This window comes from Streptantibioticus parmotrematis, from assembly GCF_019890615.1.
In the GTDB taxonomy this organism is placed as follows: Bacteria; Actinomycetota; Actinomycetes; order Streptomycetales; family Streptomycetaceae; genus Streptantibioticus_D; species Streptantibioticus_D parmotrematis.
Genome location: NZ_JAINVZ010000001.1, coordinates 146,886 through 171,134, shown reverse-complemented (window position 1 = coordinate 171,134; position 24,249 = coordinate 146,886). Strand labels below are relative to the sequence as shown.

General features: G+C 71.8%; 18 protein-coding genes. 10 read left to right on the top strand and 8 right to left on the bottom strand.

Annotated elements, in window-relative coordinates; all coding sequences use genetic code 11:
• Positions 1 to 34 precede the first annotated feature (34 nt).
• Genes K7472_RS00755 through hypE form a run of 3 tightly spaced genes read left to right on the top strand, consistent with a single transcriptional unit; the run spans position 35 to position 2,515 of the window.
• Positions 35 to 316: a HypC/HybG/HupF family hydrogenase formation chaperone gene (locus K7472_RS00755; protein ID WP_222972950.1), complete on the top strand. Its 282-nt coding sequence runs from the start codon at positions 35 to 37 to the stop codon at positions 314 to 316.
• Positions 313 to 1,437: a hydrogenase formation protein HypD gene (gene hypD / locus K7472_RS00750; protein ID WP_222972949.1), complete on the top strand. Its 1,125-nt coding sequence runs from the start codon at positions 313 to 315 to the stop codon at positions 1,435 to 1,437. Before K7472_RS00755 ends, hypD begins: the two co-directional genes overlap by 4 nt.
• Complete coding sequence (hypE, locus tag K7472_RS00745; RefSeq protein WP_289678765.1) at positions 1,430 to 2,515, top strand: hydrogenase expression/formation protein HypE; 1,086 nt, start codon at positions 1,430 to 1,432, stop codon at positions 2,513 to 2,515. The genes hypD and hypE overlap by 8 nt, the downstream gene beginning before the upstream one ends.
• A 52-nt stretch (positions 2,516 to 2,567) precedes the next feature.
• On the opposite strand, the gene K7472_RS00740 is transcribed toward hypE, so the two are convergent.
• From K7472_RS00740 to K7472_RS00725, 4 genes are all read right to left on the bottom strand, one after another.
• The gene (locus K7472_RS00740) at positions 2,568 to 3,314 is read right to left on the bottom strand and encodes a rhomboid-like protein (protein WP_252394907.1); all 747 of its coding nucleotides are present in this window, start codon (positions 3,312 to 3,314) and stop codon (positions 2,568 to 2,570) included.
• Between the two features lie 17 nt (positions 3,315 to 3,331).
• Entirely contained in the window at positions 3,332 to 3,931 is a 600-nt protein-coding gene (locus K7472_RS00735; protein ID WP_222972947.1) for a helix-turn-helix domain-containing protein, read from the bottom strand.
• A 194-nt stretch (positions 3,932 to 4,125) separates the two neighbouring features.
• A complete protein-coding gene (locus K7472_RS00730) occupies positions 4,126 to 5,949 on the bottom strand; it encodes a serine hydrolase domain-containing protein (protein WP_222972946.1) in 1,824 nt (607 codons plus the stop codon).
• 79 nt (positions 5,950 to 6,028) lie between these two features.
• Entirely contained in the window at positions 6,029 to 7,336 is a 1,308-nt protein-coding gene (locus tag K7472_RS00725) for an exo-beta-N-acetylmuramidase NamZ family protein (RefSeq protein WP_222972945.1), read from the bottom strand.
• 290 nt (positions 7,337 to 7,626) lie between these two features.
• Between K7472_RS00725 and K7472_RS00720 the strand changes: the two genes are divergently transcribed.
• Positions 7,627 to 8,691, top strand: coding sequence for an alpha/beta hydrolase (locus K7472_RS00720; protein WP_222972944.1), 1,065 nt, complete (start codon positions 7,627 to 7,629; stop codon positions 8,689 to 8,691).
• A gap of 12 nt (positions 8,692 to 8,703) precedes the next feature.
• On the opposite strand, the gene K7472_RS00715 is transcribed toward K7472_RS00720, so the two are convergent.
• Positions 8,704 to 10,902 (bottom strand): alpha-galactosidase, encoded by a 2,199-nt coding sequence (locus tag K7472_RS00715; protein WP_222972943.1) that lies wholly within the window; start codon positions 10,900 to 10,902, stop codon positions 8,704 to 8,706.
• A 295-nt stretch (positions 10,903 to 11,197) separates the two neighbouring features.
• Between K7472_RS00715 and K7472_RS00710 the strand changes: the two genes are divergently transcribed.
• The 3 genes from K7472_RS00710 to K7472_RS00700 all read left to right on the top strand — a co-directional run bounded on the left by K7472_RS00710 (position 11,198) and on the right by K7472_RS00700 (position 15,438).
• Positions 11,198 to 12,523, top strand: a complete 1,326-nt coding sequence (locus K7472_RS00710) for a serpin family protein (protein ID WP_222972941.1) — start codon at positions 11,198 to 11,200, stop codon at positions 12,521 to 12,523.
• 23 nt (positions 12,524 to 12,546) lie between these two features.
• Positions 12,547 to 13,059, top strand: coding sequence for a metallophosphoesterase family protein (locus K7472_RS00705; RefSeq protein WP_222972939.1), 513 nt, complete (start codon positions 12,547 to 12,549; stop codon positions 13,057 to 13,059).
• 159 nt (positions 13,060 to 13,218) lie between these two features.
• Positions 13,219 to 15,438, top strand: a complete 2,220-nt coding sequence (locus tag K7472_RS00700; protein ID WP_222973513.1) for an MMPL family transporter — start codon at positions 13,219 to 13,221, stop codon at positions 15,436 to 15,438.
• Here K7472_RS00700 and K7472_RS00695 read toward each other — a convergent pair.
• Positions 15,428 to 16,612, bottom strand: a complete 1,185-nt coding sequence (locus K7472_RS00695; protein ID WP_222972937.1) for a trans-sulfuration enzyme family protein — start codon at positions 16,610 to 16,612, stop codon at positions 15,428 to 15,430. The genes K7472_RS00700 and K7472_RS00695 overlap by 11 nt on opposite strands.
• Before the next feature lie 81 nt (positions 16,613 to 16,693).
• On the opposite strand from K7472_RS00695, the gene K7472_RS00690 reads away from it, so the two are divergent.
• Positions 16,694 to 17,242: an Lrp/AsnC family transcriptional regulator gene (locus K7472_RS00690; RefSeq protein ID WP_222972935.1), complete on the top strand. Its 549-nt coding sequence runs from the start codon at positions 16,694 to 16,696 to the stop codon at positions 17,240 to 17,242.
• 30 nt (positions 17,243 to 17,272) lie between these two features.
• Here the strand turns inward: K7472_RS00690 and K7472_RS00685 are convergent, their stop codons facing one another.
• Both K7472_RS00685 and K7472_RS00680 read right to left on the bottom strand, forming a co-directional pair.
• Entirely contained in the window at positions 17,273 to 19,444 is a 2,172-nt protein-coding gene (locus tag K7472_RS00685) for a SpoIIE family protein phosphatase (RefSeq protein ID WP_222972933.1), read from the bottom strand.
• A gap of 111 nt (positions 19,445 to 19,555) precedes the next feature.
• Positions 19,556 to 21,109, bottom strand: a complete 1,554-nt coding sequence (locus K7472_RS00680) for an APC family permease (RefSeq protein WP_222972931.1) — start codon at positions 21,107 to 21,109, stop codon at positions 19,556 to 19,558.
• Positions 21,110 to 21,300: 191 nt separating this feature from the next.
• On the opposite strand from K7472_RS00680, the gene K7472_RS00675 reads away from it, so the two are divergent.
• Together K7472_RS00675 and K7472_RS00670 are read left to right on the top strand one after the other, a co-directional pair.
• Entirely contained in the window at positions 21,301 to 22,239 is a 939-nt protein-coding gene (locus K7472_RS00675; protein WP_222972929.1) for a hypothetical protein, read from the top strand.
• 299 nt (positions 22,240 to 22,538) lie between these two features.
• Positions 22,539 to 24,176 carry an APC family permease gene (locus K7472_RS00670; protein ID WP_222972928.1) on the top strand — a complete coding sequence of 546 codons (1,638 nt, stop codon included), beginning with the start codon at positions 22,539 to 22,541 and terminating at the stop codon, positions 24,174 to 24,176.
• Positions 24,177 to 24,249 lie beyond the last annotated feature (73 nt).

Here is a 24,249-nt window from a genome sequence, read left to right as displayed (position 1 = left end):
AGGCGAGAGCGATCCGAGACGAGGAGTTGTGCCCATGTGCCTGGCCGTGCCCGGCAGGGTGTTGGAGATCGAGGAACGGGACGGCACGCGTATGGCGACCGTCGACTTCGGCGGCGTGGTCAAGGACGTCTGCCTGGAATACCTGCCCGACCTCCAGGTCGGCGAGTACGCCATCGTGCACGTGGGATTCGCGTTGCAGCGGCTGGACGAGGAGTCGGCGCGCCGCACGCTCGACCTCTTCGGCGATCTGGGGCTGCTGGAGGAGGAGTTCGGCGACGCCTGGGAGCAGGCCGCGAAGGCGGGTGAGGAGCGGTGAAGTACGTCGAGGAGTTCCGCGACCCGGAGCTGGCGGGACGGCTGCTGGACGACATCCGGGCGACGGTGACCCGGCCGTGGGCGCTGATGGAGGTCTGCGGCGGGCAGACGCACAGCATCATCCGGCACGGCATCGACCAACTCCTGCCCGATGAGCTGGAGTTGATCCACGGCCCGGGCTGCCCGGTGTGCGTGACGCCGCTGGAGGTCATCGACAAGGCGCTGGCGATCGCCGCCCGGCCGGGCGTGATCTTCTGCTCGTTCGGCGACATGCTGCGGGTGCCGGGCTCCGACCGCGACCTGTTCCGGGTGCGCAGCGAAGGCGGTGACGTGCGGGTGGTGTACTCGCCGCTCGACGCGTTGCGTGTCGCCCAGGACAACCCGGACAAGGAGGTGGTGTTCTTCGGCATCGGCTTCGAGACCACCGCCCCGCCGAACGCCATGACGGTGTACCAGGCCCGCAAGCTGGGCATCCGCAACTTCAGCCTGCTGGTCAGCCACGTGCGCGTACCGCCCGCCATCGAGGCCATCATGCGTTCCCCCGACTGCCGGGTGCAGGCGTTCCTGGCCGCCGGGCACGTGTGCAGTGTGATGGGGATCGGCGAGTACCCGCAGCTGGCCGACCGCCACCGCGTCCCCATCGTGGTGACCGGCTTCGAGCCGCTGGACATCCTGGAGGGGATCCGGCGCACGGTACGGCAGTTGGAGCGCGGCGAGCACACCGTGGACAACGCCTACGCCCGCGCGGTGCGCCCCGCGGGCAACCCGGCCGCGCAGGCCATGCTGGCGGACGTCTTCGAGGTCACCGACCGGGCGTGGCGCGGGATCGGGGTGATCCCGGGCAGCGGCTGGCGGCTGTCGTCGCGCTACCGGGAGTACGACGCGGAGTACCGCTTCTCGGTCAGCGACCTCACCACCCGCGAGCCCGCCGAGTGCCGCAGCGGCGAGGTGCTCCAGGGGCTGATCAAACCGCACGAGTGCGAGGCGTTCGGCACGACGTGCACACCGCGCAATCCGCTGGGCGCCACCATGGTCTCCTCCGAGGGGGCCTGCGCCGCGTACTTCCTCTACCGCCGGCTCGGCGGTGGCACCACCTCCCGGGAGGCGACCCCCGTTGGCTGACATCAGCGACCTGGCCGGGGCACCGGCCGCGCCCGACTTCTCCGGCTGGACCTGCCCGGCGCCACTGCGCGACCACCCGAGGATCGTCATGGGTCACGGGGGCGGCGGCCAGTTGTCCGCGGAACTCGTCCAGCACGTCTTCGCGCCCGCGTTCGGCGGCGAGGTGCTGGCGGACCTGGCCGACTCGGCGGCGGTCACGCTGGGCGGGGCGCGGCTGGCGTTCTCGACCGACTCCTTCGTGGTGCGGCCGTTGTTCTTCCCCGGCGGCTCGATCGGAGACCTCGCGGTCAACGGCACCGTCAACGACCTGGCGATGAGCGGGGCGGCTGCCGCGTTCCTGTCGTGCGCCTTCATCCTGGAGGAGGGCGTCGAGCTCTCCTGCGTCGCACGGGTCGCCGAGGCGCTGGGCGCGGCCGCGCGCACGGCCGGGGTGCAGATCGCCACGGGCGACACCAAGGTCGTGGAGTCCGGGCACGGTGACGGCGTCTACATCAACACCGCGGGCATCGGCCTGATCCCCGACGGCGTCGACATCCGTCCGCAGCGCGCCCGTCCCGGCGACGTGGTGATCGTCAGCGGGGACATCGGGGTGCACGGTGTGGCGGTGATGAGCGTGCGCGAGGGCCTGGAGTTCGGCGTGCGGATCGAGAGCGACTGCGCCGCCCTGGGCGGTCTGGTCGCGACGATGCTCGCGGTCACTCCGGACGTGCACGTCCTGCGCGATCCCACGCGCGGCGGACTGGCGGCGGCGCTCGGGGAGATCGCGGCGGCCGCGGGCGTCGGCGTCGCCATCACCGAGCGCGATGTGCCGGTGCCGGACGAGGTGGCCAACGCCTGCGCGGTGCTGGGGCTCGATCCGATGTACGTGGCCAACGAGGGCAAGCTCGTCGCCTTCGTCCCGCCCGAGCACGCGGACGCCGTGCTGGACGCCATGCGGGCGCACCCGTTGGGCGCGCGGGCGGCGGTCATCGGCGAGTGCGTGGCGGAGCACCCCGGCATGGTGGTCGCCCGCACCGGGCTGGGCGGGACCCGGGTGGTCGACCTGCCGCTCGGCGAGCAGCTGCCGCGCATCTGCTGATCGCGGTACGCGGGGCGGGTGACCGCGGTACACGTGCGAGGGCGGGGAGTGCCTAACGCGGGCGCTTCCCCGCCCCCGCCCCTTTGCCCGTACGCTGCCGTGCCTGCGCCAGCGCCGCGCGCGGATCCCATCGGGGGCGGCCCCTGGTCAGCGGATGGCAGCACAGGCCGATCAGGTACGCGGACAGATGGCCGATGTCGGTGAAGGTGTGCAGCACGACCACCCGTGTGCCCAGGTAGCACAACGCCACGATCACGTAGACCTCGCGCCAGGGCGACACCAGGCGGTAGGCGAGGACGCCGGCCACGCCCGCCAGGCCGTAGGAGACGCCGACGTCGAGGGTGTACTGCATACGCGTCGGGTCGACGCCGTAACGGATCGCCAGCCACACCGTGCCCTCGCTGACGAAGGTGGCTCCGACGTGCGCCGTCACCACGACCGCGAGCCAGCGCGCCGTGCCCAGCCAGCGTTCCGCGGGCACGTGGAAGAGCTGGAAGAGCACCACGTAGGTCAGCAGGGTCGACGCCTGCGTCCACACGGCACTGAGCACCAGCACGTGCAGGGGGTGGTGGGCGAGCTGGAAGAGGTTGGTGCTGTCGACGTGCAGGATGACGTGGCGGACGCGCGGCGGCACCTGCTGGAACTGCAACGCCGAGACCGTCAGCACGAGCAGCCACACATAGGTGCCGGGCGCCGCGGCGACCCAGCCGCGCACCCGTCGCCCACCCCGCCGCAGCCGCCCCTCGTCGTCCGGGTGCGACGTCAACGGGCCTGGCTCGGGCGGAGTTCGATGGCTCATCAGGTCAGGCCTGCCGCTCATGTCGTCTTCGGCCGGGCGCGGAAGTGGATCCGCTCACCCTGGCTGCCGAAGATCGACAACACCTCGACCGGCCCTTCGCCCGCCGAGGTGAACGCGTGCGGGACCCGGGTGTCGAACTCGGCCGCCTCCCCCGGCTTGAGCACCAGGTCGTGTTCGGCCAGCACCAGCCGCAGGCGGCCGGAGAGCACGTACACCCACTCGTAGCCCTCGTGGGTACGCGGCTCCGGCAGCTCCCCCTGGGCCGGGATCACCATCTTGTACGCCTGCGGAGCCCCGGGCAGCCGGGTCAGCGGCGCGATCGTCATGCCGTCGACGCTGCGGGTGACCGGACGTATGCGGGGGTCGCCGACCCCGCCGGTGCCGATCAGCTCGTCCAGTGGGATCCGGTGGGCGCGGGCGATCGGCAGCAGGAGTTCCAGGCTGGCGCGCCGCTGTCCGGACTCCAGGCGGGACAGGGTGCTCTTGGAGATGCCGGTCGCCTCGGACAGCGCGGCCAGCGTGGCACCCCGGCGCTCGCGGATCCGCCGCAGTCTCGGCCCGACCTCGGCCAGCACGGCGTCGGTGGAGGAGTCGGGGCGCACGGTCGGGGTGTCCATGCGTCCATCCCAGAATCGGCAATAAGGTTTGTCAAGCGCGGGACGCCCGGCGCATCCTCCCGTCGTGCCCGACGACTGGCCTAGGCTGCTGGTCCGTGCCGGACTGGGGGCCGGACGCGTTCTACCTGCACGCCTCCACGGTGCACACCGCCCGGGCGCCGCTCGGCTGACGGCCGTCCGCTCCCCGGTCCCCACTATCGGCTCGTCAGCGTCCAGCCACTCGCGATGAAAGCGCCGGGGTCGCGGTCGCCGTCCAGAAGCGTCCCGCGCGCGTCGGCGATCCGCACGCCGGTGACGTCGACGCCGCGGCCGGTGTACTCGGGGTCGGTCGTGTACTGCCACCGGATCGTCAACGAGGCTCCCGACGGCGGAAGTTGGGAGCCGCCCAGTTGTGCCGTCACCCGCCACCACGAGCGCGTGCCGCCGGAGAGCGAGGCGACCGCTCCGGTGGGGGCTCCGGTGCCGGTGGCGGTCATCGGCACCGGCTGCCAGGTCGCCCCGCCGTCGGTGCTGGACTCCAGGACGAGCAGGTCGCAGTCCTGCTCGGTGTCCACGAAGGCCGTCCAGCTCACGTCCACCGCGCCGCGACGCGAGGTGACGGTGGTGGTGAGGGTGGCGGTGCTCGCGTCGGTGATGCCCGAGTACCAGCTGCGGCGGCCGTCGGGGGCGCGTACCGCCATGGCGTCGGCCAGGCCGTCGGCCACCGCGCGACGGGCCGCGTTGGTCGATCCCCAGTTGCGGGTGGGGTGGACGCGGTTGCTGAACTGCAGCGCGACCGAGCGCGACAGCGGGTCGACGACGATGGTGGTCCCGGTGAAGCCGGTGTGTCCCGCGGTGGCGGCGCTGTCGAGGCGGCCCATGTACCAGCGCTGGTCGAGCTCGAAGCCGAGGCCGTGCGAGTCGCCGGGGTACTTCTGGTTGTAGTTGGTCATCATCTGGCGCACCGACTCCTCGCTGAGGATCCGGTGACCCCGGTAGGTGCCGCCGTTGAGGATCGCCTGGGAGAGCACGGCGATGTCGGCGACGGTGGAGAAGACGCCCGCGTGCCCGGCGACTCCGCCCATCGCCCAGGCGTTCTCGTCGTGCACCTGTCCCCAGACCAGACCGCGTTGCGGTTCGCCCGGGCCGACCTCGTACTCCTCGGCGGCGATGCGGTGCTTGAGCGAGGCGGGCGGGTTGTACATCGTGTCGCGCAGGCCCAACGGCCCGGTGACCCGCTCGCGCACCAGTGTGTCGAGGCTTTTGCCGGTCAGGTGTTCCAGGACCAGCTGGAGGGAGAGCATGTTGAGGTCGGAGTAGAGGTAGACGGTGTCCGGCGGGTTCTGCGGAACGGTGTCGAGGATGGCCTTCACCCGCGACGGCATGTCCGGGTACTGCCACAGCGCCGGGGAGGGGTCGGCGGGCAACCCTGAGGTGTGGGTGAGGAGTTGGCGGATGGTGATGGCCGCCTTGCCGTTGGTGGCGAACTCGGGCAGGTATCCGGCGACCGTGTCGTCCAGCCCGAGGCCGCCGTCCTGGATCTCGCGCACGGCGACGATCGAGGTGAACAGCTTCGACAACGAGGCCAGGTCGAAGATGGTGTCGGTGCGCATCGGGATCCACTGCGCGGCCGGCAGCAGGTCGCCCTGCTGGTCGGCGTAGCGCAACGCGTAGCCCGCGGCGTTCTGGGCCACCACGACACCGTCGTGGACCAGCAGCGAGACCTGCCCGGAGTACATCGGATGCCCGGTCGTGGGATCGGGTTCGGTCCAGGCGGCGACCTGGTCCAGCGCCGCTCTGATCGGCGCCGGGTCCAGGCCGACCTCCTCCGGCGCGCCGTGCCGCAGCACGGTCCCGGGCGGGGCGAAGTCGTGCCACGGCAGGTCGAAGCGGGCCGACCTGGGGACGTCCGCCGGGGCGTCGGCGCTCCCGGCTCGCGCGGCGCGCGGCACGGCGGCCCTCGCGGTGCCCGCTGCCGCGCCGAGGGCGGCGGTCAGGGTCAACGGCACGACGGCGAGGACGGATCGGCGGTTCAGCATCGGCGGGCTCTCCTTCGCTCACGGAAGGTACGGGGCGGTGCGGCAGGCAGGCAGGCAGGCAGGCAGGCAGGCAGGCAGGTCAGCCGTACAGCAGGAACGGCTCGCGTGCGGCGCGGAAGCGGGCGAGTTCGTCCTCCCACGCGCCGACGACGTCGTCGGTGTCCGCGCCCGCGTCGACCATGGTGCGCAGGCGGCTCGATCCCGTCAGGTCGTCGATCCAGTGGTCGGGCCGCCAGCCGAAGACCGACGGGTAGAGCCCGCGGGCGGTCACGATCATGGCGACGGCGGTGCGGATCGCGTCCACGCGGCGGCGGTCGGTCAGATGGATCTGCACACCGCCGCAGGTGGTGCCGGTGAACTTGTCGAAGGTCGGCACGGTGTAGTTCTCGCGGAAGCGGACACCGGGCAGGCCGAGGGAGTTGAGCCGCTCCGCCCAGTGCCAGTCGATACCCGGCGCGCCGATCATCTCGAACGGGCGGGTGGTGCCGCGCCCCTCGGACAGCAGGGTGCCCTCGAACATGCAGGTGCCGGGGTAGAGCAACGCGGTGTCCCCGGTGGGCATGTTGGGGCTGGGCGGCACCCACGGCAGACCGGTGTCGGTGAAGAGCGCGTCGCGCCGGTAGCCGCGTACCGGCTCCACCTTCAGTTCGGCGAGGCGACGGCCTCCGGTGTCGTCCGGCAGGTACAACGCGTCGAACATCCGGGCCAGTTCGCCCGCCGTCATACCCGGCTGCTGGGCGATCGGCTTGAGTCCGACGCCGGTGGCGAACGCCGGGTCGAGCACCGGCCCGTAGGCCTGCCCGCCGATGGGGTTCGGCCGGTCGAGCACGACGAACGACGCGCCGGTGAGCACGGCCGCCCACATCGCCACGTACATCGTCCAGGTGTAGGTGTAGAACCGGGCGCCGACTCCGGCGATGTCGAAGACCACCGTGTCCACGCCCGCCTTGCGGTACATCCCGGCCAGATCCTGTGCCGTGGCGTTGTAGGCGTCGTAGACCGGGATGCCGGTGCGCGGGTCGGTGTAGTCGCCCTGCGAGCCGCCCGCCTGGGAGGTGCCGCGGAAGCCGTGTTCGGGGCCGAACGCGGCGATCGGGCGGGCTCCGGCGGCGGTCATGGCGTCCACGATGTGGGTGAGGTCGCGCAGCACGCCGGTCGGATTGGTCAGCACTCCGACCTTCCGTCCGGCCAGCGTCCGCCAGTCCTGGCCGGCGAGCACGTCGGCGGCGGGGACCACACCGTCCGCGAGCGGTCCGCGGGCGCCGGACGCCACGGGTGAGGTGGCGGTGGCCGTACGAGGAGCCGCGGACGCCGCGGTGGGGGCGGCGAGGGCGGGTCCGGCGACCGCGGAGGCCGCGAGGAAGCCGCGTCGGCTGAGCCGTGCCATGACTGCCGTCCTCCCGTTTCTGGCCGAAGCGCCGACCGGCTGCCGGACGGGACCGGTGCTCCGGCCGGACAAGCCGGACAAGGGGGTAAGCGCTTCCCCCACACGTACGGTGTCGGCACGCTACGCGCGTGGTGACGCCGGGTCAATGACGCGGGCACGGGACGCGGACAGCGTTGTCGGCCGGATCGGTGACACCGCCTCGCGGCGGGTCGCCGCGGTCGTTGACAGGACGTCGGGGCGGCGGTCCAATCCTTGGCGCCCGCTCTCTTCCGACGCCCCGGAGGCAGCAGATGAGTGCTCGTCGGTTCCCGTGCCCCGCCACTTCCGGAACCGGAACGGCCGCCACCGCCGGGCCGGGGCGAAGACGGCTGCGCCACGGTCTCGCGCTGGGCCTCCTGCTCGCCCTCGTGGCCCTGCTGGGTCTGACGGCGGATCCCGCGCGGGCGCAGGCGGCCGGGCGGGGTGTCGCGGGGGACGGCGCACGGGTGGTGGCCGAGCAGCAGGTCGCGCCGCGTCAGCTGGACCTGACCATCCAGTCGCCGGCGCTCGGCACGACGGCGAAGGTCCGGCTGCTCACGCCGGACGGCTGGAGCGAGCACACGCGGCGTCACTGGCCCACGTTGTGGCTGCTGCACGGCTGTTGCGGGGACTACACGAGCTGGACGGCGATGACGGACGTGGCGAGCCTGGCGCCGCTGCGGCGGGTGCTGGTGGTCATGCCGGAGGCCGGGGACACCGGTTTCTACAGCGACTGGTTCAACGAGGGGGCGTTCGGGCCGCCCCGGTGGGAGACCTTCCACCTCACCGAGGTGCGCCGGATCCTGGAGGCCTCGTACGGCGCGGGCGCGGACCGCACGGTCGCGGGGCTGTCGATGGGCGGTTTCGGGGCGTTGTCGTACGCGGGGCGGCATCCGGGGATGTTCCGCGCGGCGGCGTCGTTCAGCGGGGTGGCCGATCCGCTGAACACTCCGGGCGCCACGGACAACGTGCTGGAGATCGTCCGCGGCCAGGGCGCCGATCCGTACGCGCTGTGGGGCGACCCGGTGGCCGACCGGGCGGTGTGGGCCGCCCACGACCCCTACGACCTGGCGCGTTCACTGCTGCGCGTCCCGGTCTTCCTCTCCTGCGGCGACGGTACCGCCGGGCCGTACGACAAGCCCGGCGTGACGAGTCCGTACGAGACGCTGTTCCTGGCCGAGAACCGTCATCTGGCCTCCCGGCTCGGGGCGTTGGGCGACCACCGTCTGGTGACCGACTTCTACGGGCCCGGTACGCACACCTGGCCGTACTGGCAGCGGGAGTTGCACCGTGCGCTGCCGATGCTGCTGAAGGCGATGGGCGTACCGGACCACTGAAGTGACGGTGTGTCAGTTTGCCGGGACCAGGGTCCAGGTCTGGTTGGCGCCGGAGTCGGCGGGCCACTGGAGCACCGCGGCGCCGTCGGACAGTGAGCTGTTGTCGAGGTCCACCAGGTCGCCGTCGTAGACGCTGCGCAACTGCACCGCGTTCGGCCCCGCGTCCACCAGGGTCCAGCGGGAGTTGCTGTTGCCGTCGTCGTGGTACTGGATCAGCTGGGTGCCCTCGGCGGTGGTCGGGCCGGGGACGTTGAGCAGCTTGCCGCTGTTCGCGTTGGTCACGGTGTACGCGCCACCGCCCGCCGGGGCGAGCGTCCAGCGCTGGTCCGCCTGGCCGTTGTCCTGCCACTGGAGCACCGTGGCCCCGTCGGCGGTGGAGTCGCCGTCGACGTCCATGCGCCCGCCGCTGGCGCCGTTGACCAGCTTGTACGCGGTGCCGGGATCGGGTTCGGGGACGAGCGACCAGCGCTGGGTCGTCGCGGAGGACGCGGTGGCCTGCACCACCTCGCCACCCTGGGTGTCGGCGGCCAGCCCGTTGGAGCGCGCGGTGAGCTGGTAGGTGCCGTCGTCGCCGCGCACGGCGTTCCAGTGGGATCCGGCCGCGTGGTCGTCGGCGGACTGGATCAGCTGGGCGCCGCTGCCGCCGCCCGAGGGGACGTGGAGGACCTTGCCGCTGGCCACGTTCTCGACGGTGTACGTGCCGTCGCCGGCCGGCAGCAGCAGCCACCGCTGGTCGGCGGCGCCGTTCGAGGCGCTCTGCACGATCCCGGCGCCGTCGGCGGTGGACGCCCCTGCGACGTCCAGGTACTCACCGGTGGCGTCGTTGACGAGCGCGTAGGGCATGGCGGCGGGGTGGGATCCGGCGGCGGGGGTGACGCGCAGCAGGCGGGAGGCGTGCGGGGCGAGCGAGGCGCCGAACGAGCCGGTGGCGGAGCCGAGGTCGGTGTGGCTCCACAGGTCGCGCACGGCCGCCGAGCCGGTGAACCCGATGTCGGACCAGTTCGCGGTCACCGTGGCGGTGGACGAGCCGAGGTTGAACAGCGCGACGGTGTAGCTGCCGTCGCCGTTCGGCGCGGCCCACACCTGACCGGACGTCAACTGGTCGACGGGGTGCGCCGGATGTCCGGCCTGGTCGACGCCGATCACCTCGTCGTTGGTCAGCAGCTTCAGGTCCCCCGCGTCGAGGTGTGTCAGGTCGGTGCCCAGCAGCAGCGGGGCGCCCTCGATCGCCCACAGCGTCAGCTGGGTCCGGCGTTCGTCCGGGGTGAGGCCGTCATCGTCGCCGTTGCCCACCTCGACGGAGTCCAGGTCCATCCAGCCGCCCGGTCCCACATACGGGGTCCACTTCGGGGCGATGGAGAAGCGGGCGGAGACGTTGGACCAGTCGGTGAGCGGGAAGGACGAGCCGCCGGTGCCGCAGTAGCACTCGACGTCGCCCGACACACGCCAGCCGTTGGCATAGGTCCGCCAGGTCGCCGCGTTGGCGACGTCGAGGCTGTTGGACAGCTCGAAGTGGATGGGACGGCCGGTCTGCCGCAGCGCCTGGGACCAGTGCTCGACGTCGGCCATGTCGCCGTCGCCGACGCCGTCCATCTTCAGGTAGTCCACACCGAGGGACGCCAACTGGTCGGCCCAGGAGTCGAGATAGGCCTGTGCGGCGGCCGGGTTCTTCGTGTAGTCGATGTAGTACATCCGGCCGCTGCCGAAGTTGTAGTTGGTCTCGTAGCGGGAGGTGTCGGAGACGATGTCCCGGGCGTGGAAGCTCGTTCCCGCGATGGGCGTGTTGTTCTGGTAGGCGGCGACGGGGATGCCGGGGGTGAGGTACATGCCGAACTTCTCGCCGAGGCCGTGCACGTAGTCGGCCACCGCGGCCATGCCGTGGGGGAAGCGCGCCGGGTCGGTCTCCCAGCGGCCGTAGGCGTCCACCGTGGTCTTCGGGTCGAGGTACCAGAAGTCGTCGATGTTGACGTAGCGGTAGCCGTGCGCCACCAGGCCGCTGGTGGACATCGCCTTCGCCTGCGCCTCGATGTCGGCCTCGGTGGGGTTCGAGCGGATGTAGCTCCAGCTGCTCCAGCCCATCGGGGGCGTCGTGGCGACGCCGTTGGCCTCGGCCGAGGCGGGAGTGGCCGATCCCACGGCCGCCGGGAGCACGGCAGCCGCCATGCCCAGCGTGAGCAGCCAGCGGGTGAGGACGGATCTGATCGACGCCATACGCCGGACCTCCAGACGGACCGCCGCGGCGGACGGCCCATGAGTCACCGCGGATTCGACACAGTCGCGCATAACCGAACGAGATCAAACGAGCCCACACATCACAGCGCCACCGCACCCCTCTGTCAAGGGCATGAACACGACACCACGAGAGGCATCTACCGGATCGTCAGCCGCACCGAGGGGAACCGGATCCGGCCGCGCACCGTCCCAGTGCCGGAACGCCGTGATCACCACGGCGCCCGGCGCGTCAACGGGCGCGCCGGCAGCGGAGAACGCCCAGGGGGCGAGCGACATGCACACCGACATCACACGAGGACGGCGCGGGAGGCGGACCGCCGCGCGGTACGCGGCCGGGCTCACCGCGCTGGCCGCGCTCGGCGGATGCGCGTCCGGGCCCGCCGATGCCACGCTGGTGCGCGCCGCCCGCGCCACGCCTCGGCAGACCGCACCGGTGGCGGACCAGCGGGCGGCGGCGGCCGCCACGACCGCGTTCGGCGCGGACCTCTACCACGCGCTGGCGGCCGGGGCGGCGGGACACGGCAACCTCGCGCTCGCGCCGTCCGGTCTGGCCGACGCAATGGGCATGCTGCTGCCGGGGGCGCGGGGCACGACCGCGTCGCAGATCGCCTCCGTGCTGCACACCTCCCTGCCGGCGCAGCGGTTCGCGGTGGCGCTCGGCACGCTGGAACAGGGCGAACTGACCCGGGCCACGGGGGACAAGGCGACGCTGCGGGAGTCGGACGCGCTGTGGACGCAGTCCGGGTACGGCATCCAGCAGCCGTACCTGCGGACGCTGGCCGCCGCGTTCGGCACCGGGGCGCACACGGTCGACTTCGCCTCCGACCCGGGCGCCGCGCGGCACACCATCGACGACACGGTGAGCGACGAGACCGACGGCGCGGTCAAGGACCTCTTCCCCAGCGACGCCCTCACCCGCGACACCCGGTTCGCGCTCACCGACGCGGTGTACTTCGACGCGAAGTGGCAGCAGCCCTTCGACCACGACGCGGACTCCCGGGCGCCGTTCCATCTGCTGGGCGGGAGCACGGCCGACGTGCGGATGATGAACCACGCGGGCGAGTACGGGTACGCGCAGGGGTCCGGATGGCAGGCCGTCGAACTGCCCTACCGGGGTGGTGACTTCGCGATGGACTTGATCGTTCCCGACAGCGGTGGCTTCACCCGTTTCGCATCGGGCCTGACGGCCGATCAACTCACTTCCGTCCTCGGCGGGTTGAAGTCCAGGCCCATGATGCTGAGCATGCCGGGGTTCGGCTTCGACTCCGGTGAGGCGCTCGGCACCACGCTGGCCGGACTCGGCATGCCGGCGGCGCTCGACCCGGGCCGGGCCGACTTCGGTGGCATCCCCACCCGCGCCTCGGACCGCCTCCACGTGCAGAGCGTCGTGCAGAAGACGCGCATCACGGTGAACGACACCGGTACCACCGCCGCGGCGGGCAGTGGGATCACCGGCGGTGCGGGAGCCGCGCCCGCGCCCGGCCGCCCGGTGGTGGTGGACCGCCCCTTCCTGTTCGTGATCCGCGACCTCCACTCCGATGGGCCCGGCGGGTCCGGCCGGATCCTCTTCCTCGGCCAGGTCACGGACCCCCGCGGCTAGCGCGGCGCGGTACGTTCGCCGGTGTGCGGTTGCTTCTGATGTCCGACACCCATCTGCCCAAGCGTGCCAAGGCGCTGCCCGCGCCGCTCCTCGACGAGGTGGCCCGCGCCGACGTCGTGGTGCACGCCGGAGACTGGGTGGACGTGGCCACGCTCGACCTGCTGCTGGAACGCTCGGCCCAGTTGGTCGGGGTGTACGGCAACAACGACGGCCCCCCGCTGCGAGCCAGGCTGCCCGAGGTGGCACGGGTGGAGTTGGACGGTGTGCGGCTCGGCGTGGTGCACGAGACGGGACCCTCGGCGGGCCGGGAGAAGCGCTGCGCCGAGCGTTTCCCCGATCTGGACGTGCTGGTCTTCGGCCACAGCCACATCCCGTGGGACTCGGTGGCCCCCGGCGGCCTGCGGCTGCTCAACCCCGGATCGCCCACCGACCGCCGCCGCCAGCCGCACCACACGTACATGACCGCCCGGATCGCGGACGGCGCGCTGGCGGACGTGACGCTGCGTCGCCTCCCGCCGCCCACCGGACGCCACTGAGCCGACCCCCGGCCCACTCCCCCACGGCCGACGCGGTGTGACGCCGGGCGGGCCGGCGCCCGGATGCGGGACGCGGGAGCGCACGGTACAAAAGCCACAAGCGGGACCATGTCCGAGCGCACCCGCCCGCACAGCAGCCGCTGCCGGCAGGGAGACCGCATGCCCGCGCACATCCAGGAGACGCCGCCGCCCGACACGGGCGGCGGCGCGCTGCGGCGCCTGGGCCGATGGTGCGGGCACCACCACTTCGTGGTGATCGTCCTGTGGCTGGTCGCCCTCGGCGCCCTGCACGCCGCGCAGAACAGCGTCGGCGGGTCCTACTCCGACAACTTCACCATCTCCGGCACGCAGTCCACCGACGGCCTCGACGTGCTCAAGGCCAACGATCCCAAGGCGGGCGGCCTGAGCGCCACGGTGGTGCTGCACAGTCCGGACAAGCCGCTCACCGACTACACCTCGCAGATCGACCAGTCGGTCGCGTCGCTGAGCACCCTGCCGCACGTGCTGTCCGCGGTGAACCCGCTGCCCTCGGCGGGCCAGACCACCGGCGCGGTCTCCAAGGACGGCAGAATCGCGTACATCACGATGCGGTTCGACGAGAACCCCAACTCGCTGGGGAATTCCTACCTCACCGGTGTCGACTCGGCGGTGCGGCCGATGCGTTCGGCGGGTCTGGAGGTGCAGTACGGCGGTCCGCTGGGCGAGTTGGCCCGCCCGAAGGCCGCGGACCTCACCAGTGAGGCGATCGGCTTCGGCGTGGCGATCGTGGTGCTGCTCATCGGCTTCGGCAGTGTGCTGGCGGCAGGACTGCCGCTGGTGACCGCGCTGGTCAGTGTGATCGTGGGCCTGTCCTGCCTCAGCCTGCTGGCCGCCGCCTTCACCTTCGCCAGCGTCTCCCCCACCCTCGCCACCATGATCGGTCTGGGCGTCGGCATCGACTACGCGCTCTTCCTGATCACCCGCCACCGCCAGCAGGTCATCGACCGGATGGACCCGGTGGCGAGCGCGGGCCGGGCGGTGGCGACCAGCGGCCGCGCCGTGCTGGTCTCCGGCTGCACGGTCATCGTGGCACTGGCCGGACTGTACGTGTCACGGGTGAGCTTCATCGGCAAGCTCGGGGTGGCGGCCGCGATCACCGTGATCACGGCGGTGCTCGGCGCGCTCACCCTGGTGCCCGCGCTCGTCGGCCTGATCGGCAGGACCATCGACCGCTTCCACGTGCGCAGGCCCATCGCCGAGACCGACGCGCAACCCGGTGAGACGGCACAAGGCACCTGGCACCGGTACGCCAAACGGGTGGAGCGCGGCCCGTGGTGGTTCCTGGCCGCCGGCGTGGTGATCGTGGTGGTCCTGGCGATCCCGCTGCTCTCGATCCAGCTGGGCCACATCGACGACGGCGCCGATCCCACCAGCTTCACCGACCGTCAGGCGTTCGACCTGATGTCGGCCGGTTTCGGTCCGGGCTCCAACGGCCCGCTGACCGTGGTGATCGACCAGACCAAGGTGTCCTCCGCCGACCGTCCCGCGCTGGCGAGCCAGGCGGCCAAGGCGCTCACCGGGCTGCCCGGCGCGGCCAGCGTCAGCCCGCTGCAACCCACGTCCAACGGCCAGGTGCTGGTGGGCACCGTCGTCTCCAGCACCGCGCCGCAGGAGAAGAACACCACCGACCTGGTCAACAACCTCGAGGACCAGGCGCTGCCGAAGGCCGTGAAGGGCTACCCGGCCAACGGCTACGTCACCGGCACCACCGCGGCGCAGGTGGACTTCATCGACATCGTCGCCTCACGACTGCCGCTGATCATCGGCGTGGTGGTGGCGCTCGCCTTCCTGATCATCCTGGCGGTCTTCCACGGCCTGCTGGTGGCGCTCAAGGCGGCCGTGCTCAACCTGCTGTCGATCGGCGCCTCCTACGGCGTGGTGGTCGCCGTCTTCCAGTGGGGCTGGGGCGGGCCGTCCCTGGGGGTCAACGGCAAGGTGCCGATCGAGAGTTACGTGCCGATGATGATGTTCGCCATCGTCTTCGGCCTGAGCATGGACTACGAGATCTTCCTGCTGTCCCGGGTCCACGAGGCGTGGCTGCGGACCCGGGACGCCGAGGACAGCGTGGCGCACGCGCTGGAGATCACCGCGCGGGTGATCACCTGCGCCGCGCTGATCATGGTGAGCGTCTTCGCCGCCTTCCTGCTCAGCGACAACATCGTGGTGAAGATGCTGGGCCTGGGCCTGGCGGTCAGCGTGCTGATCGACGCCACCATCGTCCGGCTGCTGCTGGTGCCCGCGGTGATGACGCTGCTGGGCAAGCACGCCTGGTGGACGCCGCGTTGGCTGGAGCGCGTGCTGCCCACCATCGACGCCGAGGGCGCCGACGTCAGCCGGTAGCCCCGGTGAGCGCCGCCTCCAGGTCGGCGCACAGGTCGTCGGGGTCCTCCAGGCCCACCGACAGCCGCACGATGTCCGCGTCCGGGCGGGCGTCCGCGGGGACCGGGCGGTGGGTGAGCGCGGCCGGGTGCTGGATGAGGGAGTCCACTCCGCCCAGCGAGACGGCGTGGGTGAACAGCCGCACCCCGCCCGTCATCCGCAGCGCCTGCTCGTACCCGCCGTGCAGCCGCACCGCCAACATGGCTCCAGGGCCCCGCATCTGACGACCGATCAGGCCCGCCGGGTCGCCCTGCGGGGTACCGGGGAAGAAGACCTCGCGCACGGCGGGATGGGTCGCCAGCCAGCCGGCCAGCTTCTCGGCGGACGCCTGCTGGGTGCGCACCCGTACCGGGAGCGTGGTCAGTCCGCGGTGCAGCAGGTATCCGGCGAGCGGGTGCAGCAGGCCGCCGGTGACGGCGCGGACCCGGCGCAGCGCGGCGGCCCACTCGGCGTCGGTGGCGATGACGCCGGCGATCACGTCGCCGTGGCCGCCGAGGTACTTGGTCGCGCTGTGCAGCACGAGGGCGGCGCCGTGGTCGGCGGGGTTCTGGAGCACGGGGGTCGCGAAGGTGTTGTCGACCAGCAGCGGCCGGTCCCCCGCGGCGTCGGCGACGGCACGGATGTCGACCAGGTCGAGCGTGGGGTTGGCCGGGGTCTCCACGACCACCAGACAGGTGTCGTCGCGTACCGTCCCGGCGACCTCGCCCGCGGTGCAGTACGTGACCTCGACGTCCAGCAGGCCGGAGCCGAGCAGGTGGTCGGTGCCGCCGTACAGCGGCCGGACGGCGACCACGTGGCGTCCGCCGGTGCGCTGCTTGGCGGCGAGTACCGCGGCGGTCATGGCCGCCATGCCCGAGGAGTAGGCGACCGCCTCGGTGGTGTGCTCCAGCCGGGCCAGCGCGGCTTCGAACCGGGCCACGGTGGGGTTCCACAGCCGGGCGTAGACGAAGCCGCCGCCCTCGGCGGGGTGGCCGCCGGTGGCCATCGACTCGTAGGACAGGCCGCCCGCCTCGATGTCGGGCAGCGGGCTGGTGGAGGAGAGGTCCAACGGGGGTGCGTGGACGCCCAGTTCGGCGAAGTCCTCCCGGCCCGCGTGGACGGCCAGGGAATCCAGGGAAAGAACCCGCTCAGTCATGCGATGATGGTGCAAGGATCATCGGGTGATGGCAATGGATGCCGAGGATTCCTCGTCCGATCGGCCACTGCCGTGAGTTTCATGGAGGTCTCCGTCGTGCCGAGCGCCCCTGAACCGAGGATTCCGCCGCCCGGTGCGCGGCCCGCCGTGGCGCTGGACGCCACCGATCTGGCGATCCTGGCGGAGCTGGCGGCCGATGGACGGCTGACCAACACCGCGCTCGCGGCCCGGGTGGGCATCGCCGAGTCCACCTGCATCCACCGGGTGCGGGCGCTGCGCGAGTCGGGGGTGGTGCGCGGCTTCCACGCGGAGCTGGACCTGGCCGCCCTCGGCCTGCCGCTCCAGGCGGTGATCCGGGTCAGGCTGGGCAGTCACAACCGCGCCCACGTGCACAGCTTCCACGCGGCGCTGACCGGCATCCCCGGCATGATCACCGCGTTCCACATCGCCGGGGCCGACGACTACCTGGTGCACGTCGCGGTCGAGTCACCGCAGGCGCTGCGCGACCTGGTGCTGGAGCACGTCAACGTCCATCCGGCGGTGCGGCAGACCGAGACCCATCTGGTCTTCGAGGTCATCCCCGGCCGGGGCCCGCTGCCGGACCGCGCGGCCTCCGGCCGTCGCGGCTGACGCCTCGGCCCCGCCGCACGCGGCGGACGTTCACCGGGGCGTCGACCGCAGCAGCAACAGGGCCACGTCGTCGGTGCGCTCCTCGGCCGGGAGCGTCTGGCTCATGAACGGGTCGGCCTGGTCGTCCAGCGGGCCGTCGTCGAAGCGGGCGAGCCGGTCGGCGAGCGCGGCCTGCGCCGCCGTCATGTCCACGCCGGGCCGGTCCACCAGTCCGTCGGTGTACATCGCCAGGACGGTGCCGGGCGGCAACGGCACCCGTACGGTGCCGTACTGCGCGCCCGGGTCCACGCCCAGCACCATCCCGGCGCCGCCCGGCAGGTCCACCGTCGTGACCTTCCCGTCCGGGGTGCGCAGCAGCGGCGGCGGATGGCCCGCGTTGGCGAGCAGTGCCTCGCGGCGGGCCAGGTCGACGCGCAGACAGGCGGCGCTGGCGAGCAGGGTGCTGTCGAGGTCCGCCATCAGCCGGTTGATCTGCACCAGGACCGCGTCCGGCTGGGCGCCTGCGCGCGCGTAGGCGTGCACGGCGGTGCGGATCTGTCCCATCAGGGCGGCGGCGGCCACGTTGTGCCCCTCGACGTCGCCGATGACGGCGGTGGCGGTGTCGCGGTCGGTGCGGATCAGGTCGTAGAAGTCGCCGCCGACCTCCAGGCCCTCGGTGCTCGGCAGGTAGCGGGCGGCCGTCTCCAGGCCCGGCAGCAGCGGCAACGCGTGCGGCAGCAGGCTCTCCTGGAGGCCCTGGGCCAGCTCCATCTTGGTGTCGTACAGCCGCGCCCGGTCCAGGGCCTGCGCGATCAGGCCGCCGAGCGAGGTGAGGATGGCGCGTTCGTCGAAGGCGAAGACGTGGGGTTCGGCGTACGCGAGCACGCAGGTGCCGACCAGCCGTCCGGAGGCCACCAGCGGCAGGTAGGCCCAGGCGGACATGCCGTCGCGCAGTTCGAAACGGGAGGGGTAGAGGCGCTCCAGTTCAGCGCGGGACTCGAAGAACGAGGGGGCGCCGGTCCGCAGCGCGCGGGCGCCGGGGGTGGGCGCGGTCAGCGGGGTGTTGTCGAAGCTCTCGACGACGCCGGGCGCGTAGCCGCGGTGGCCGACGGTGCGCAGCCGCCCGCCCTCGGTGGTGAGGATCGCCACGCCGTCGCCGCCGAACGCGGGCACGATCTGGTCGGCGACGAGGTCGACCACATCCTGCACGCCCGCGGCCTCGGTCAGGGCGCTGGCGAGGTGGAGCAGGTGGTAGAGGACCCCGGTGCGGGTGGGTTCGACGGGGGCCTGAGCGGGCTCGACGCGGGGCAGGGGGTCCTGGTCGCCCTGGGTGACCTCGGCCTCGTTGATGCGGACCGTCAGCCCGGTGCCGTCCGGGTACAGGTGGAAGGAGAGCCAGTGGTCGGGGGGTCGCAGTGCCACGAACGAGGTGGGCTCCCGGCTGATCAACGCGGCGCGGTAGCGGTCCTCGTAGACCGGGTCGCGCAGCCAGGGCAGCACGGTCCACGGCTGGGCGCCGAGCAGCCGCCGGGCCGGGACACCGAGCAGGTCGGCGGCGCCGGGCGTCACGTAGGTGAGGCAGCCGCCCAGGTCCAGGCCGCACATGCCTTCCGGCAGCCGGGCCACCATGGCGGTCAGCGCCTCCTCGCTGCCCACCGCGCCACCGTCGGGCAGCACGCCGAGCGGGTGGGCGCCGGCGTGGACCGGGGTGCCGGCGCGTGAGGCGCGGCGCAGCACGGAGGCGAGCCGCCCGGCGAGGCTCCACAGCCGCTCACGCTCGACCGGGGACAGCAGGGGCGCGCGGGCGGCGGGCCAGGTGAGGAAGATGGAGCCGTACGTGGTCCCGTCCGCCGTCAGCGGCAGCGCGGCCAGCGAGAAGGGGTACGGGACGGTCATGGCGATCCGCGGGTAGCGGCGGACCATCTCGTCCTCACCGCCCACCCACACCAGATCGGCGCGGCGCACCGCGTCGGTGACCGGGGCGGGGGTCGTCACACCCACCCGCTCCCACGGCGTGACGAACTCCAGCGGCAGGCCGATCACGGTGACGAGTTCCAGGACCTGGTCGCCGGTGGTGAAGGTGTAGAGCGCGGCGCCGTGCACGCCGAGGGTGCCGAACGCGCGTTGCAGCAGGCGCAGGAGCGTGTCGAGGTCGGTGTCGGCCACCGGCTCGGCGGTGCCGGAGCGCTGGAGGGCGCGGAAGGCCGCCTGTGCGTCGCGCACCGTGATCACCCTCAATCATGGGCCGGTACCCACGTTGGGCTCTATAGGGACGGTACGCCCGGCAGGCCCGTTTTTCCCCTCCTGGTGCCGGGGCCGGGGCGCACCGGCCGGCTAGTCGCGGCGGGCGGCGGACACCGGCACCACCTCGCGGCGGAAGAAGGCGGGGGCGGTGTACCGGCACATGACCATGAGGATCGCGCCGAGGATCAGCGCGCCGATACCCGTGATGAAGACGCCGCCCAGGTGCCAGTGGACGCCCGGCACGGTCCAGGAGGTGTAGCCGTAGTCCGGGTTGGCGTACACGAAGCAGGCGTCGATGAAGAAGTAGAGGAGCAGCACGCCGCCGAGTCCCGGCATGACGCCCTTGACCCACAGGTCACGCGGACTGCGGGTGAGGACCTTGCGGTAGTACCAGACGCAGGCGAAGCCGGTCATGCCGTAGTAGAAGGCGATCATCAGCCCGATGGAGCCGATGGAGTCGGCGAGCAGGTTGTTGCTGACCTTGACCATCACCACGTAGAAGGCGACCGAGGCGAGGCCCATGCCGACCGTGGACCAGGTGGGGGTGAGGAAGCGCGGGTGGATGCGGGCGAAGTGGCTGGGGATGGCGCGGTGGGCGGCCATCGACAGCGTGGTGCGCGCGGTCGGCAGGATGGTGGTCTGGGTGGAGGCGGCAGCGGAGGTCAGCACCATGAGCACCAGCAGCTTGGACAGGAACCATCCGAATCCGTGGCTGCCGAAGACCTCGCCGCCGAGGCTGGACAGGACGTCGTCGGAGTTGTTCGGGTTGCCCAGCCCGATGCCCTTGGTGCCGATGCCGGCGAAGGCCTCGGCGGCGGTGGTGACCAGGACGTAGATCAGCAGCAGCAGGACGGTGGAGATGACGGCGGCGCGGCCGGGGGTGCGGTTGCGGTCGGCGGTCTCCTCGTTGACCGAGACCGCGGTGTCCCAGCCCCAGTAGATGAAGACGGCGGCCAGGATGCCCTTGGTGAACGCGTTCAGCGAGCCGACGTTCGTGGGATCGAACCAGGACCAGGCGACGGGGTGCGAGACGGCGGGCGCGCTCGATCCGTAGACCTTGACCAGCGCGGCGACGCCGAGCACGGTCAGCATCACCACCTCGATGGTGAGCAGGACCTTCTGGCTGTTGGCGGACACCTCGATGCCGATGTAGCAGATCAGCGTCATCAGCGCGATCCACACCACCCCGGCGACGGTGGTCCACAGGGTGCTGTCGGCCACCCCGTAGGCGCCGACCAGGTCGAAGCCGTACTGCCCGGCGATCTGCGCGAGGTTCGCCATCACGATCACGTCGGCCGCGACGATGGCCCAGCCGCCCATCCACCCGGTGCGCGGCCCGAAGGCGCGGGCGGCCCAGGTGAAGGTGGTGCCGCAGTCGGGGTCGGCCTCGTTCAGCTCCTTGTAGCCGTAGGCGATCAGCAGCATCGGGATGAACGCCAGGATGATGACGATCGGCGACTGGAGCCCCACCACGGCCACGATGACGCCGAGGGTGGCGGCCAGGCTGTAGGCGGGGGCGGTCGAGGCGATGCCGATGACGACGCTGGACAGCAGGCCGAGCGCGCCGCCCTTGAGCCCCTTGTCCACCGGCTCGCCGTGCGCCGCGGTGGACGGGGTCGGCGTGGGACCGCTCCGGTCACTCATGACGTCCTCCGATCCCGCCCGGCGGCAGGTATGGCTACAGCATCCGCCCGGCGCGGATGCCCGACAACCGGTGTGCGGCGTCCGCTGTACGAGCAGGTCGGCGACGACTGCGCGTTGCGAAACGACTACCGCGATAACGATCCAGGTCACGATCTGTCGGACCTTCCCGACCAGCCCTAAGCTCCGGGGGCATGCCGATATTTGGACCCCGCAGGGGGACCCCGCGCCTGGCTCCGGAGCTCGACGACGCCGCGCTGGGCCGGGTCCGCAAACAACTGGACGCCGCCTCCTCTCCCGGAGCGCTGAGCATCCGCGTCGACCAGGTCGAGCAGGTGCTGCGCGAGGCGGGCACCGACTGGGACCGGCGCATGCACCGCGTCGTCGTCCTGGCCAGGGCCGCCGACCCGGCGATCGCCCAGTCCTGGCGCCGTCGCCATCCGCAGCAGCCCGACCCCGTGCTGTTCAGCGCGTGGGTGGACCTGGTGCGCGGGCGGTGGCAGGGCGCGCTGGCCGATCCCCGGGCGCTGATCGACGACTGCTACCGGGCCGCCGACCTGGCGCCGGACGACCCGGGGCCGTGGGTGGCGCTGCTGGGGGCGCTGCGCACCATGGCGCGGCCACTCAACGAGGTGCTGCCGATCTGGCGCGAGGCGACCGCCCGGGACCCGTGGAACCGTGAGGCGCACCTGCAGATGCTGGGCTACCTCTCCCCTGAGGAGTGCGGGTCCCACGTGCAGGTGCTGGACTTCGTGGACTCGGTGCGCTCGGCGGTGCCGCCGGACGCGCCGACCGCGGGCGTGGAGCTGATCGCGCTGGTGGAGCGGCATCTGCGGACGGTCTCCTCGGGCGGTCTGAACGCGTTGATGGCGACCCGGCAGTGGGCGCAGCCGCAGGTGGCGGCGGCGCTCGACCAGGCGCTGACCGACTGGCTCAAGCCGGGCTTCCTCACCCACGCCGCCGCGCTCGCCGACCTCAACCTGCTGGCGTACGCGCTGGTCCAGGCCAACCGGGGACTGGACGCGGCGCAGGTTTTCCAGGCGATCGGGGGCCTTGTGACGCCGTGGCCGTGGGGCCTGGACGGCGATCCGGTACGGCAATTCGCGCACTGGCAGGGCAGAACACAGCGCTGAAATACCCGAGCAGGGCCGGAACCTCAAATTGGACTCAAGTAGCCCAAGTGGGGTTCAAGCGGAAGTCAAGTGAAGGTCAAGTGGATACCTCGCGCGCCGACCCTCCCCGGTCCCCGTACGACCTGCGGAAACCACCGGATCGGGACTACCCGTCGGAAACCCGCGCGGCCAGCTGAGATCGATCTGAGAAATCACCGCTGGAAGGTAACTATTCAGACAACGACTCTTTGCAGAGCTGAGAATGCTCCCTAATCTGAGGCAACTTTCAGCAAGCCCTGTCCTCATTCGAGAGGCCCCTTATGGTTAGCGTTGACAAGCTGGCGCCCGACACCTCCCGCGGCTCCAGCACACTGCGCCGGGACGTCGGACTGATCGGCCTGATGTGGGCGTCGGTGGGCTCCATCATCGGCTCCGGATGGCTCTACGGAGCCGAGAAGGCCGTGGTGGCAGCCGGACCGGCCGCCATCATCTCCTGGGCGATCGGCGCGGTCGCCGTCGTGCTGCTGGCTCTGGTCCACGCCGAGCTCGGTGGCATGTTCCCGGTCGCGGGTGGCACCGCCCGCTACCCGCACTACGCCTTCGGCGGCCTCGCGGGCATGTCCTTCGGCTGGTTCTCCTGGCTCCAGGCCGCGACCGTCGCCCCCATCGAGGTCGAGGCCATGATCGGCTACGCCGGTCACTGGCACTGGGCGCAGGGCTTCGAGCACGCCAACGGCACCCTGACCACGAGCGGCTTCATAGTCGCCGTGTTCCTGATGGCCGTCTTCGTCGCCGTCAACTTCCTCGGCGTCAAGGTGCTCGCGCACACCAACAGCGCGGCCACCTGGTGGAAGGTCGCGATCCCGCTCGCCACGATCTTCATCATGGCGGCGACCCACTTCCACGGGCACAACTTCACCTCGCAGGGCTTCGCCCCGTTCGGTGCCAAGGGCGTGCTGAGCGCGATCAGCACCAGCGGCATCATCTTCGCGCTGCTCGGCTTCGAGCAGGCGATCCAGCTGGCCGGTGAGAGCCGCAACCCCAAGCGCGACCTGCCGCGGGCCACCATCGGCTCCGTCCTGATCGGCGCGGTGATCTACACCCTCCTCCAGGTGGTGTACATCGGCGCGCTGCCGGGTGCCTCGATCCTGCACGGCTGGGCCAAGCTCAACTACACCGGCATCAGCGGCCCGTGGGCCGGCCTGGCCACCGTGGTGGGCCTGGGCTGGCTCGGCTGGGTGCTCTACGTCGACGCCATCGTCTCCCCCGGCGGCACCGGCCTGATCTACGTCACCTCCACCTCCCGCATCTCCTACGGCCTGAGCAAGAACGGCTACGCGCCGCGGCTGTTCGAGCGCACCGACGCCCGCAGCGTCCCGTGGTTCGGCCTGATCATCTCGTTCGTGACCGGTGTCGTCTGCTTCCTGCCCTTCCCGAGCTGGCAGCAGCTGGTCTCCTTCATCACCTCGGCGAGCGTGCTGATGTACGCCGGCGCCCCGCTGGCGTACGGCGTGTTCACCAACAAGCTGCCGAACCACGACCGCCCCTACCGCCTCCCCGGCGGCAAGATCATCGCCCCGATCTCCTTCGTGATCGCCAGCCTCATCATCTACTGGTCGGGCTGGACCACCCTGGAGCGCCTGGGCTGGGCGATCATCATCGGCTACGTCCTGCTGGGCGCCTACGCCGCGTACGCCACCAAGAAGAACCTGCCGAACGCCCCGCGCCTGGACTGGAAGGCCGCGCAGTGGCTGCCGGTCTACCTGATCGGCATGGGCATCATCTCCTGGCAGGGCGGCTTCGGCGGCAAGGGCAACATCCCGCTGTGGTGGGACATCGCGATCATCGCGGTGTTCGCGCTCGGCATCTACTACTGGGCGCGCGCCACCTCGGTCCCGGCCGAGGAGATCGAGCGCAACATCGAGCAGGTCGCGGTGGTCGACGAGGGCGGTCACTGACCCCTCTCGCGTCACCCGAGTGACCAGCTGTCAAACCCCTGAGCGAACGAGCCCGACCGGTTCACCCGGTCGG